Origin of the sequence: Lutispora thermophila DSM 19022 (assembly GCF_900142105.1) — a bacterium.
GTDB lineage: Bacteria > Bacillota > Clostridia > Lutisporales > Lutisporaceae > Lutispora > Lutispora thermophila.
Genome location: NZ_FQZS01000007.1, coordinates 87,842 through 101,056 on the forward strand (window position 1 = coordinate 87,842; position 13,215 = coordinate 101,056).

Here is a 13,215-nt window from a genome sequence, read left to right on the forward strand (position 1 = left end):
TCCTAAAATGTTTTATTTTGAATTATTACTATTGCAAATAACGTGCCATATGTTCCTAATATTATGCCATATTACCTAGCCAAGTAATTTCAGTACATAGGCATCTGTAATTATATCATACATCAAATATTATGTAAACAAACTAACTATAAATATGTAGATAATAATCTACATATTTATAGTTGCTCTGCTTAATAAAACCAATGGAACATCTTTAAATATAGCAAATCTTCACATTGTATAATATTTTCTACATATTTTCTAGTGTAGAAATTATTCTACATCATATGTTCTTTATATTGATTCCATATTTTTTTATTTTCTTGTAAAGACCCGTCCTATGGATCCCTAGAAGCTTTGCTGCTTCTGTCCTATTTCCGTTTGTTTTTTCCAGCGCTTCAATAATTGCGTCAAGCTCTGTATCGATAACTCTAGTCTTCAGACAGGATTTATCAGCTTTTGAAACTCTGTCTTTAACATTGCTCTTTATATAATCCGGCAAATCCTCCAGAGTGATGAGATTACCTGAAGACATATTTGCCGCTCTCTCAAGCACATTTCGCAACTCTCTCACATTACCTGGCCAACTATGCAATTTCAAGGCTTCCACCGCCCTATCAGTAACGGTTTTATAGGTAAAACCCATATTCCTTACCAACTGACTTAATATTTCATCGCACAATACAGGTATATCATCCATTCTTTCTCTCAAAGGCGGAATGTTTATCTCCACCACGTTAAGCCTATAGAACAAGTCATTTCTAAATTTTCCTTGTTTTACTGCCGTCTTCAGGTTTTCATTGGTACAAGCAATAATCCTAACATCTATCTTTACCTTTGTGTTTCCGCCTATTCTTTCTATTTCCCTTTCTTCCAATACCCTGAGAAGCTTTGCCTGCATACTCATAGGCATGGAGGAAATCTCATCCATCAATACTGTCCCTCCGTTAGCAAGCTCCAACTTCCCTATTTTCCCTTCCTTTTTGGCACCGGTAAATGCTCCTCCTTCATATCCAAAAAGTTCTGATTCCAACAACTCATGGGGTATTGCTGCGCAGTTTATCTGCACAAAAGGAGCATATCTCCTGTTGCTGGCATTATGTATAGCATGGGCAAAAAACTCTTTGCCTGTACCGCTTTCTCCCTGAATTAATACAGTTGAATCCGAATTAGCAACCCTGGCAGCAAACTCTTTAAGTTCAATCATGTCAACATTTTGAGTTATTATATTTTCAAAGGTGTACTTTGCACTATACATCTTGCTTATTTCATTCCTATACTTATTAACAGTCTTCTCCAGCATTTCCACCTTCTTGGTAATTGCTCTTAACTCCTCAATATTTCTAAAAAGCACAGTGCCTATTGCCCCTATGACTTCGCCATCTTCAATTATGGGAATTCTGTTTGCCAGCATGTCACGTCCCTGTATTCTCTGGATTTCACATAATTCTTTTTGTCCTGTCTTTACAACAACATGAAGTCTGGTGTTTTCTATAGCTTCATCAACATGTTTTCCCAACACGTCTTCTTCCTTTATTCCTAGCAGCTTTTCGTAACACCACTTGAGTACCCTTCCTTCTTTATCAACCAGGACCATGCCTTGATACACATTATCTACTATATCTTTCATGGCATCAAGACTTCGTATCAGTTCTTCCATCTTAGAATATCTGTCACCGTTTTTCAAATCTTTAAAAATCAGAATGTGAAAATTATATTCTTCTGAAAAGGATAACTTTCTTTTTTTAACTTTTAATTTTCTATCCCCTATTAGAATATCCTTATCTATATGGTTATCTTCCTTCAGCATTTCTTCTAGTCCATATTTCTTCAATTGAGCCATTATAATATGGGATTCATTATTTTTTATATCAAATATATGCATTAAGTGATTATTTATTGTTATTTTATCTTCAGAATGGTATACCAGTACTCCTTCTGATAACTCATCCAATAGGCTATGCAAATTTGAAAGATAACTGTTTACCATTCTAAATCACCTACCGTTTATATTTGATATAACCTTAGTGTATCATGCTTAATACTATTTTAAATAACTTGGTTTCATATTTCAATGACAACCATCAGACAATCTTTTCTGCCAGTGTTGATGAGAAAAGTTTTGTCACCAAAGCTTTAGCTGTGAATAAAATGATTATATATATTTGCTTGAGGGTGATTTAGATGTTCGGAAATGAATCAAATCCTTATAGAAACCTGATTGCCGGCGTCAACACAATAGTGCCTTTAAAAGGCGGAAATTTTACAACCTATATAAATTTTGACAACGCAGCCACTACCCCTCCTTTTATATCTGTAGTAAACAGAATTGTTGACTTTTCACAATGGTATTCCTCTATACACAGAGGAACTGGATACAAATCCAAACTTTCTTCGGAGATATATGACTCTTCGAGAAAAGCTATTCTTGACTTTGTTGGAGGTACATGTGGAAAAGACTGTGTGATATATGTAAAAAATACTACTGAAGCTATTAACAAGTTGTCGAACATGTATAAAGAAATATATGGTACAGGTGTCATATTATCAACTTCTATGGAACATCATTCCAACGATCTGCCCTGGAGGTACAAATTTCATGTTGATTATGTAAATATAGATCAAGAGGGAAGACTTGATTTGGAAGATCTAGAAAAGAAATTGCAGGCATATAGGGGAATGGTTCGTCTGGTAACCGTCACAGGTGCTTCCAATGTGACAGGGTACAAAAATCCTATTCATCAAATTGCCCGATTAGCTCATAAATATGGGGCCAAGATTCTCGTAGACGGAGCCCAATTGGTTCCTCATTGCGCTGTTGATATGAAACCTCATTCTTCACCTGAACATATAGATTATCTGGCTTTTTCGGCTCACAAGATGTATGCACCCTTTGGCATAGGAGTGCTCATAGGACCTAACTCAATCTTTGATCAATGCTCTCCCGATTATAAGGGTGGAGGTACCATTGATGTGGTAACACATGATTATATCAAATGGGCTGAACTTCCGGACAAAGAAGAGGCTGGTACACCTAATGTGATGGGCGTTGTAGCTTTATTGGAATCCATAAACATATTAAACTCAATCAGTATGGAGTATTTGGATAGATATGAAAGGAGCCTGGCTCAGTATACCTATGACCATTTATCAAAGATACCTGACATAGACCTATATAACTTTCATAAAAACAGCAATGACAGAGTATCAATTGTTCCATTCAATATAAAAGGTTTACACCATAGTCAGGTTGCGGAAATCCTTTCTGAAGAAGCTGGCATAGGCGTAAGAAATGGTTGTTTCTGCGCTCAGCCTTATATACAAAAACTACTGAATGTCAGCAATGAAGAAATAGACGAAAGGAAAAAGGGCAACTTGAAAATCCGCCCCGGTTTTGTAAGATTAAGCTTTGGTCTTTACAATACAATCGAAGAAATAGATGCACTGATTGGAATACTAAAAAAGATTGTAGATAATAAAGAACACTACATGAGAGAATATCCTTTGGAATCCTAGGACAGAATATTATCAGTGTTTTATAAAGGAAGTACAAAGGAGGTATTAATTTGGCTAAAAAGCTCAATATACTTATGTTTAGCGGTGAGTATGACAAAGCATTGGCAGCATTGATATTGGCAAACACCGCAAGGCAAATGGGTATTGATGTAACAATGTTTTTCGCATTCTGGGGGCTTTGCATTCTGAGAAATGACAGCAATATGAAAGGAAAAAGCTTTTATGAAAAGCTCTTGTCTGCTATGACCCCCAAAGGACCTGAAGATCTGCCATTATCCAAAATGAACTTCAGCGGTATAGGCAAAGCCATGATGCTTGAGATGATGGATGATAATGAAGCTCCAAAGCTCATTGACTTTTTAAACAGTGCCCGGAAAAAGGGAGTCAAATTTTACAGTTGCAAACTTTCAATGGAGATCATGGGTATTGACAAAAATGAACTCATACCCGAAGTGGAAATTATGGATGCTCAGCAATATCTAAAGGATGCATTGGAATCTGATATACAACTGTTTGTATGAATGAATAGAATAAGCATATGCTAATTTGGACATATGCTTATTCTATATTGTGAGGATTGTGAGGTTTTTTTCTACGATTAAATATGATATGAGAAGAATCAAAATTTGGACCTTTCAGCATATTATAAGGATTTTCTGCATCTTTTAATTTCCTATTATATTCCCAAATAGTCAGCTATATTGGCCTTGTCCTGCTTTACTCCTTCAATAATTGGCTCTCTGCAGGACATTATTGTTGTTATTCCAGGTCCATGTCCCGCTTTTATGCAGTCACTGTGAATAACCACACCAATTGAAACCGCATTTTTTGAATAAGTCCTGCCAAAGCCGTTATCATGATCCCTTATTAGAACTATATCCCCAAACCTCAGTTTATCAAGACCATATTCCCTGATTACATTATCATCACTGGTCATGATATCATAATCTCCGCTATATGCTGAAGTAGAGCCGGTACCGGAACCCATAAGATATGCAGGAACCTCGGCAGCTATTGGAACTATCAACTTCCCATTCCTTTCCCTGATGCCCAGCTTGTTAAAAAGCTCTGGATCTATGTTCATAATCTTCACTTGAGGATAGTCAACAAGCTCCAATCCCTGTCCCCAAGCTTTAATCAGTATCTTATCATCAACGCTCATCTTGTCCAGATCTTCTTCTTTAAAATATACCAACACATGTTCAACTCCGCCATGTTTTCCTGTTACATATCCCAATGCCCCTTTTGCATCACCGCTTACTACCTTTGCCATATTTCCAATACAGGATAGCAGATTTAAGCCCCCATTTTCACCTTCATTATCATTTCTTATGGACACTCCTGGTTCTACATGATCACCTGCCCAACCCATGGCAGGATCTCCTACCTTCACATTATAAGTAATTCCTCCTGTGGCAGGCAAAACTCTAGGTTCTCCAAGGTAACTTATTCTATAGGGATAATTAGATACAGGATGATGTATCTTCCCCTGCACTGACTGCATGACTAGTTTATCCTGATTGGTCTTCAACATAATTACATCTCCTTCAATAAAATAATATACTCCACCTCATATTCTATCTCTATGAAGTGGAGTATTCAATGGATTTACTATTTTATATCAAGCTTTTCTCTTAATTTAGCCAACATGTCTGTTGTCATTGCAGCTAAATCATATTTTGGATTCCAGCCCCATTCTTCTCTTGCGGCGCTATCATCCAAAGAATCTGGCCATGATTCTGCAATGGCCTGCCTTACAGGATCTACATCATAACCCATTTCAAATTCAGGTATGTGCTTCTTTATTTCAGCAGCAATATGCTCTGGTGCAAAGCTCATTGCTGTTATATTAAATGCATTCCTGTGTTTCAGTTTTGATGGGTCGGCTTCCATCAATGTTACTATTGCATTCAAAGCATCGGGCATATACATCATATCCATATAGGTACCTGCTGCTATATATGAGTCATACTTCTTATTCTTCAATGCTTCATAGAAGATGTGAACTGCGTAGTCAGTAGTTCCTCCACCTGGCAGTGTCTCATAGGATATGAGACCAGGGTATCTTACTCCTCTAGTATCTACGCCAAATCTCATATGATAGTAGTCACACAATAGCTCACCGGATACCTTGGTTACACCGTACATAGTAGTTGGCCTCTGAACATCATCCTGTGGAGTTTTCACTTTCTTTGAGTTAGGACCAAAGGCAGCTATTGAGCTAGGTGTAAACACAGAGCATCCAAGCTCTCTTGCAACTTCAAGCACATTGAACAATCCGCCCATATTTACATTCCATGCTTTAACAGGATCTTTCTCTCCAGTTGCTGACAGCAATGCTGCAAGATGTATTATTGTATCAATCTTATATTTTTTTACTGCTTCAGCTATCTCATGGGCATGCTCTACATTTATCAATTCAAAGGGTCCACCTTCAATTACTTTAGAGCCTTCTACCTTTCTTAAATCTGATGAAACTACATTATCGTTACCATAGATGCTTCTCAAAAGTACGGTCAATTCCGAGCCAATTTGCCCCAAGGAACCGGTTATTAAAATTCTTTTCATTGATATACCTCCTGCTTTATTAGCTACCTACTATTTTATTTAATCAAATTTAATTCTTTGCCAACCTTTTCAAATGCTCTTAAGGCTTCATCCAAATCTTCTTTTGTATGAGCAGCCGTTACTATTGTTCTTACTCTTGCTCCATCCTTTGGAACTGTAGGATATACTATGCTCTGGGCAAATACGCCTTCCTCGAAAAGTCTCTTACTCAATTCAATAGCAGTTCTATCTTCTCCAGTAATTACAGGAGTAATAGGTGTTTCACTCTTTCCTGTATTGAATCCTAAGTCATTCAAGCCCTTTTTCAGGTATCTTGCGTTATCCCATAGTTTATCTGTAAGTTCGGAGCTTTCAGATAAGATGTTTATTGCTTCCAAGCATGCTGCTGCTATTGCTGGTGGAGCAGCTGTGCTGAATAGGAATGGTCTTCCTCTGTGGTTCAACCATTCTATAAGGTTTCTTCTTCCTGCTACATATCCTCCAACCACGCCGATGGCTTTAGACAATGTGCCTATTTGTATATCTACTCTGCCATGAAGGTCAAAGTGATCCGCAGAACCTCTTCCGCTCCTGCCTAATACTCCGCTGGCATGAGCATCGTCTACATATGTGAGACAACCATATTTTTCTGCAAGTTCTACGATTTCAGGCAATTTTGCTATGTCTCCATCCATGCTGAATACACCGTCGGTAATGATAAGCTTCGTATTGTACTTATCTTTTACTTCTTTGATAACTCTCTCCAAGTCTTCCATATCGCTGTGCTTATATCTTACAACATCAGCACGGCTTAGACGGCATCCGTCTATTATGCTGGCATGGTTCAGCTCATCACTGATTATTACGTCGCCTTTGTCAACTACTGCCGGAATTACACCTGCATTGGCAGTGAATCCGGATTGAAATACCAGCACTGCTTCTACATGCTTAAACTCTGCAAGCTTTCTTTCCAATTCTTCATGTATAGTCATGTTTCCAATGATAGTCCTTACTGCGCCTGCACCAACACCCCATTTTTCCAGGGCTTCCATAGCAGCCTTCTTCAATCTTGGATGGTTTGCAAGGCCTAGATAGTTGTTTGAAGAAAGGTTAATTACACTCTTGCCATTAATAACACTTCTTGGTCCTGAAGGGCTCTCCAGTACCGCCAACTTTCTATATACGCCTTGTTCTTTAAGTTCATCTATCCTCTGGGTTATAAAGTCTAGATCATGAATACCCATATTACAACCTCCCTAAAAATAGAATCAGTATAAGTATTTACCTAAATTTATTCTATTATAATTATATATAAGTAAAATTTGCTATTCAAATCGCTAACAAGTCATTTTTTTGAATATTTTAGTCAATTAGTCCGCCAAACAACTACATTCTTGCTATTTTGTCTTTTTACTATGTTTATAATTTAGAAAAGTATCTCCCAATGTAAAGCTGGAAATAATATTCGAAGCTTTATGCAAAAAGCTGAAGCACTATACTTAGTCTTCAGCTTTTTGCATCCTATCATACTGAATTTTTTTGCTTAAATCCATAATGTTTCTGAAAAAAAGTTCCAGTTCTTCAGACAATTTTTTATCCTTCAGCCTATCTATCGCCTTTTCTATCACTTCTTCTTCCCTTCTAGAGTCGAGAACCGCCATATCCATTTTCTTTTTAATGGCTCCTATTTTTACAGCAAGCTCCATCCTTTTTTCGAAAAGTCTTACCAGTTGTTCATCTATATCATCAATTTCCTTTCTCAAAAGCTCTAATTCTTTCAAATTCATTCCTCCAAAACAAAATCTATAATTCCAATGGCAGCAGCAGCTTCCACAACAGGCACTGCTCTTGGCACTATACATGGATCATGTCTTCCTTTTATATTAAGGTCCACCGTTTCCATTTTGGTCATATCAACACTTTTCTGGTTTTTTGCTATAGATGGCGTGGGCTTTATAGCCACCCTGAATATTATAGGCATTCCATTGGTGATACCTCCAAGGATACCGCCGCAATGATTGGTTTTGGTCTTTATTTCTCCATCTTGTATGTAAAACTCATCATTGACTTCTGAACCTCTCATCCTTACGCTACTGAAGCCTGAACCAAACTCTACTCCCTTTACTCCAGGTATGGAAAAAAGAATATGGGCAAGCCTGCTCTCTACAGAATCAAAAAACGGTTCTCCTAAACCTGCGCCAAGACCTATGACAGCACATTCGACACTTCCTCCTATGGAGTCCCCGTCAGCTTTAGCCAACATTATTTCTGATTCCATATCTTTTATTTTTTCCTCTGCTATTAAAGGCAGTCTCATAACATTCAGCTTAAAAATTAAATCTTTGTCAATATGTACAGCATCAAAGCTATCATCATCTGCCTTGCCTATATTCTTAATATGAGATCCTATATATATTCCTTTTTCCTCCAAAAATTGCCTGCATATTGCTCCAACGAATACAATTGGAGCAGTAATTCTTCCGGAAAAGTGACCTCCTCCTCTATAGTCATTATAACCTCTATATTTTATTTTTCCAGTATAATCCCCATGTCCAGGCCGTGGAACATTTTTCAAATATTCATAGTCACTGGATCTGGTATCATTGTTTTTTATTATGAAAGCCAAAGGAGTGCCTGTGGTGTAACCATTGAAAAACCCGCTCAATATTTGAAATTCGTCTTCTTCCCTTCTTGCAGTAGTGATGCCACCTTGCCCCGGTGCTCTCCTTTTCATCTGGGATCTTACGGCTTCCAAGTCCAGCTTTATTCCCGGCGGCAACCCGTCTATAACGGCTCCTATGGCTTCCCCATGAGATTCACCGAAAATTGATACCTTTAACCTATTTCCCCAAATTCCGCTCATTGCTTCCACCTCCATATTGAGACACTGTGGACGCTTATCTCTGTCTCAGTTTTCACCTAATGAGACATGGAGAACCGTCCTCGATACTTCATTTTCCGTCTGATGAGACACCAAGAACTCCCCCCAGTGTCTCATAGTCCTTCCAAAAATCCGGATAAGACTTATTTACAGCTTCTTCTCCCATTATAATCAGGGGTTTATTGCATCTGGTAGCTGCAATGGCTAAAGCCATTGCTATTCTGTGGTCATTCCAGCAATCTACAATACCTCCCGTAAAGTTTTCCACGCCTTCTATGTTGAGGCCATCATTCAATTCCGATACTTTTCCTCCTATTTTATTCAGTTCCGTTGCTATGGCTTTAAGCCTATCGGATTCCTTTATCCTCAATCTGCCTGCATTTTTTATGGTTGTTGTGCCTTTACTTAAAGCCGCCATTACAGCAATTATGGGTACCAGATCCGGTATTTGGGAAGCATCCACATCTAGTGCCTTCAGGCTGCTTTTATGGGCAATTATTGTGTCATCCCCTATTTCCAGCCTCCCTCCCATGGCTTGTATTATTCTCAATATATCCTTATCTCCCTGCAATGAGTTTAGGTTTAACCCCCTGGAGGCAACTCTGCCGGATAATGCTCCTGCTGCAAGCCAGAAGGCAGCCTGAGAAAAGTCCCCTTCCACCTTGAAGGTTGTAGGGATATATCTTTGATTTCCTTTGATATGAAAGCTGTTGTAGTTGTTATTCTCCACATGAACACCAAAGCTTTTCAATACATCTATTGTTAAATCCACATAACCCTTTGATTCCAGAGGAGTTTTCATAATTATGGCAGAGTCTTCCTTCAAAAGGGGCAAAACAAACATAAGGCCTGATATAAACTGGGAGCTTATATCTCCTCTGATATAGAAATTATCCGGCTTAAGCCCGCCACATATAGTTAGAGGCAGCTTTCCATCATGGTTTCTATACTCAATACCCTGTTTTTTAAATATTTCATAATATATATTCAGTGGCCTTTCCACAAGTTTTCCCCTGCCTTGGAAAGTAACTCTGCCACCTGCCAGTGCTGCTATGGGTATCATAAATCGCAATGTAGACCCTGATTCAATGCAGTCAATGGTAGTCTCAACTGGTTCCATGTTTTCTTTGCCACATATTATGATTTGATACCTGTTACCTTCATATTTTTGAATTTCCATATGTATACCTAGAGATATCAATGCATTGCATGTAGCCTTTATGTCTGCAGAAAGCATCACATTTCCAACTGTGCTTCTCCCCTGAGACAGAGCGCCCGCTATTATGGCTCTATGGCTTATGCTTTTTGACGGTGGTATATGTACAGTGCCGTTAAGTTCCTTTGGTAAAATCTCTATAGCCATTTATCATATCATCCTCTTTATGAACAGTTTTAAATTACCTTGTGTTTGAACATTTTTGATGTTGTAATTGCTGCTATTTCAACTCAATCCTGTATTGTGATAATAATTCTTCAACATCTGTTCATTTACCTTTTTATAGCATTAGCTTTTTGCAAAAAAATACACCAATACATTCCGTAGATGATATTTTATGAATATATAGGTCATTCTGTCACAATAGAAATATATAGTTTGGTATAATAAGCCATAAGGGCAAATGCTGTAAGGAAGGGGATATATAAAGGATGAGCAATAAAATACTATGGAAACTTAATACCATAAAGGTTGATAAAAAGGCAGATATAGATTTCTTAAGCCAAAGTGAAATAGAAAAGGCGAGAAAATTTCATGAAAGCTTTCCTCAATATACAAAAACTCCTCTTGTCAGCCTGGATAACTTATCAAAAAAACTTGGACTTGAAGGCATATATGTAAAAGATGAATCCTACAGATTCGGCCTTAATGCTTTCAAGGTTCTTGGGGGTTCCTATGCCATGTCAAAATATCTTGCCCAAAAACTTGGAAAGGATATTTCAGAACTGGATTATGAAAAACTGACCTCGGAAAAAACAAGAAAACAACTGGGTGAGATCACCTTTGTTACAGCAACTGATGGCAACCATGGCAGAGGCGTTGCATGGACAGCAACTCAGTTAAAGCAAAAATCCGTTGTTTATATGCCAAAGGGCTCGTCTCTCACCAGATTGGAGAATATCAGAAAAGAAGGGGCAGAAGCTTCCATAACCGATATGAACTATGATGACGCTGTAAGGCTTGCAGCTGAAAACGCTAAAAATTATGGCTGGGTTGTGGTTCAGGATACTGCATGGGAAGGTTATGAGGATATTCCTGCATGGATTATGCAGGGATATGGAACTATGGCTTCAGAAGCCTTGGAACAATTGAATTCCTTGGGTATTGAAAAGCCTACACATATATTTGTTCAGGCAGGAGTTGGATCTTTTGCAGGAGCAGTACAAGGATATTTCACCTCTGTTTTCAAAAATGCTTGCCCCACAACTGTCATTGTAGAAGCAGATGAGGCAGCATGTCTGTATAAATCAGCACTCCAAGGCGATGGCAGACCACAAATAGTAACTGGTGATATGCCCACTATAGTGGCAGGTCTGGCCTGCGGTGAGCCAAATATCATAGCCTGGGAAGTCCTTAAATCCTACAGCAGCATGTTCGCTTCATGTCCTGACTGGGTTGCGGCAAAGGGAATGAGGATGCTGGGCAATCCTTTGAAAGGGGATGAAAGGGTTATTTCTGGTGAATCTGGTGCTGTAACTCTCGGATTGGTTGCAGCAATAATGACCAGAGCTGAACTGAAGGATATGAGAGAAGCCTTAAAGCTTGATGAGAATTCCAGAGTGCTTTTATTCAGTACCGAAGGAGACACAGATCCAGATAAGTATCGCAGCATAGTATGGGACGGGGAATATCCATCCTATTAGTAAAATATAAGAAAAGCTTCATATTGATTACAAAAAACACAGTGAAGCGGGATTTAGAATTGATATTGCAAACATTTTTCATATACCATAAGCAATGATTATTTTAAAAATGAGTATGGAAACCAATTCATGGCTTCCATGCTCATCTTCATCAATTGAAATGTCAGCTCATTAGCCTCTTTTCTCCTTCTATCTCTTGGATTGGCTTTATGTTCTGAGTAACCTCCAGAGTACCAAGGTAGTTGCCTTCACCGTCTCTCACTGCAAAGTACCTGATCAATGCATATACATCACCCATCTTGATCCAGAAATCTTCATGATCCTTTGCCCCTGCTTTGAAATCCTGAACTATCTTTTCCACAACATGAACACTTGCCGGTGGATGACAATTCTGAACGGATCTTCCTATTACCGCCCTTGTCCTTGCAAATATCCTCTCTCTGCCTTGGGAGAAATACTTCACCACATCATTTTTATCAACAAATGTTATGTCAAAAGGCAGGGTATTCAGCATTGCCTCCAGTTCTTCCAGCTTCAGGATGCCTGTTTCAAGCTTCACATAGCCAGTTGCTTCCGTTGATGCTTTAATTGCTTCCTTTTTCTCCAGATTTACCCTCTTGGGCTTCCACACTCCGGCAGGTTCAGTGAGGCAAAATCCTATTTCCCCGCTTTCTTCTGCAATGGTCAACCACTCATCCTCTGTAAGAGTATCTTTGCACATAGGGAATAATATATTCTCTTCCTTGAAAATCATTTCGATGACTTTGTTCATCAAAGTTTCTGTTCTCTTTATGATTTCATCCTTGTTACCCTTATACTTTTCCAGTTCAATCTTTATACCCTTTATCTCAGCCCTTATTTCATCATCTACACCCCACATGACTTTTGGGGGAGCTGTTATGCCGTACTTCTCCAGATAGGGAAATATGAGGTTTTCTTTTCTGCTGTAATGCTTGTCTATTTCCCATAGTAAATTAAATGCTTCAACGAGCTTTTCAATATTGCTGTTGCTATCATCAGCTTTAAAGACTTCCCATGCTTCACTCATTTTACCATTCAGCAACTTTTCTATTTCTCTGTTTTCCAGCATAAAGGTATGCAAAGGATGCCCAGGAGTTCTCTCAATTTCTTGTATATCTTCCTTATGTATATCTTCTATGGAGCCTTTAAATACTGCAGCATGGACATCACATAGCCTCTGGACCTCCTGTACCGGCATGCCTTCAGCAATTAAAGCTGCTTCCATCTCAGATATTTCACTGGCCGATACACCCTTTATTAGCTCTGCAAACCTTTCTCTTACCTCTTCTACGCTTTTCCCATCATGCAGTTCCATTATCAATTCCTTAAGAACTTTCTTTCTGTACTCTCTGTTGTTGATGATTTCGCTCATTTGTAACCCTCCCATCATA

General features: G+C 38.5%; 11 protein-coding genes. 3 read left to right on the top strand and 8 right to left on the bottom strand.

Going from position 1 to position 13,215, the window contains the following annotated elements; translation table 11 throughout:
* Positions 1–283: 283 nt before the first annotated feature.
* Positions 284–1,990 (bottom strand): sigma-54 interaction domain-containing protein, encoded by a 1,707-nt coding sequence (locus BUB48_RS06065; RefSeq protein ID WP_073025361.1) that lies wholly within the window; start codon positions 1,988–1,990, stop codon positions 284–286.
* A 194-nt stretch (positions 1,991–2,184) separates the two neighbouring features.
* Between BUB48_RS06065 and BUB48_RS06070 the strand changes: the two genes are divergently transcribed.
* Together BUB48_RS06070 and BUB48_RS06075 are read left to right on the top strand one after the other, a co-directional pair.
* On the top strand, positions 2,185–3,516 hold the full coding sequence (locus tag BUB48_RS06070) for an aminotransferase class V-fold PLP-dependent enzyme (protein ID WP_073025362.1): 1,332 nt from the start codon (positions 2,185–2,187) through the stop codon (positions 3,514–3,516).
* Positions 3,517–3,566: 50 nt separating this feature from the next.
* Positions 3,567–4,037 (top strand): DsrE/DsrF/DrsH-like family protein, encoded by a 471-nt coding sequence (locus BUB48_RS06075; protein WP_073025363.1) that lies wholly within the window; start codon positions 3,567–3,569, stop codon positions 4,035–4,037.
* A 155-nt stretch (positions 4,038–4,192) separates the two neighbouring features.
* On the opposite strand, the gene BUB48_RS06080 is transcribed toward BUB48_RS06075, so the two are convergent.
* The 6 genes from BUB48_RS06080 to aroA form a co-directional block, all read right to left on the bottom strand.
* Positions 4,193–5,050, bottom strand: coding sequence for a DUF4438 domain-containing protein (locus BUB48_RS06080; RefSeq protein ID WP_073025364.1), 858 nt, complete (start codon positions 5,048–5,050; stop codon positions 4,193–4,195).
* A 77-nt stretch (positions 5,051–5,127) separates the two neighbouring features.
* A complete protein-coding gene (locus tag BUB48_RS06085) occupies positions 5,128–6,084 on the bottom strand; it encodes an L-threonine 3-dehydrogenase (protein WP_073025365.1) in 957 nt (318 codons plus the stop codon).
* Between the two features lie 35 nt (positions 6,085–6,119).
* The gene (locus BUB48_RS06090) at positions 6,120–7,307 is read right to left on the bottom strand and encodes a glycine C-acetyltransferase (RefSeq protein WP_073025366.1); all 1,188 of its coding nucleotides are present in this window, start codon (positions 7,305–7,307) and stop codon (positions 6,120–6,122) included.
* A 255-nt stretch (positions 7,308–7,562) separates the two neighbouring features.
* Positions 7,563–7,844 carry a chorismate mutase gene (locus BUB48_RS06095; protein ID WP_073025367.1) on the bottom strand — a complete coding sequence of 94 codons (282 nt, stop codon included), beginning with the start codon at positions 7,842–7,844 and terminating at the stop codon, positions 7,563–7,565.
* A gap of 2 nt (positions 7,845–7,846) precedes the next feature.
* Complete coding sequence (aroC, locus tag BUB48_RS06100; protein WP_073025368.1) at positions 7,847–8,926, bottom strand: chorismate synthase; 1,080 nt, start codon at positions 8,924–8,926, stop codon at positions 7,847–7,849.
* An 88-nt stretch (positions 8,927–9,014) separates the two neighbouring features.
* A complete protein-coding gene (gene aroA, locus BUB48_RS06105) occupies positions 9,015–10,307 on the bottom strand; it encodes a 3-phosphoshikimate 1-carboxyvinyltransferase (RefSeq protein ID WP_073025369.1) in 1,293 nt (430 codons plus the stop codon).
* 284 nt (positions 10,308–10,591) lie between these two features.
* On the opposite strand from aroA, the gene dpaL reads away from it, so the two are divergent.
* The gene (gene dpaL / locus BUB48_RS06110; RefSeq protein WP_073025370.1) at positions 10,592–11,803 is read left to right on the top strand and encodes a diaminopropionate ammonia-lyase; all 1,212 of its coding nucleotides are present in this window, start codon (positions 10,592–10,594) and stop codon (positions 11,801–11,803) included.
* Positions 11,804–11,966: 163 nt separating this feature from the next.
* On the opposite strand, the gene BUB48_RS06115 is transcribed toward dpaL, so the two are convergent.
* On the bottom strand, positions 11,967–13,196 hold the full coding sequence (locus BUB48_RS06115; RefSeq protein WP_073025371.1) for a DUF438 domain-containing protein: 1,230 nt from the start codon (positions 13,194–13,196) through the stop codon (positions 11,967–11,969).
* Between the last annotated feature and the right edge of the window lie 19 nt (positions 13,197–13,215).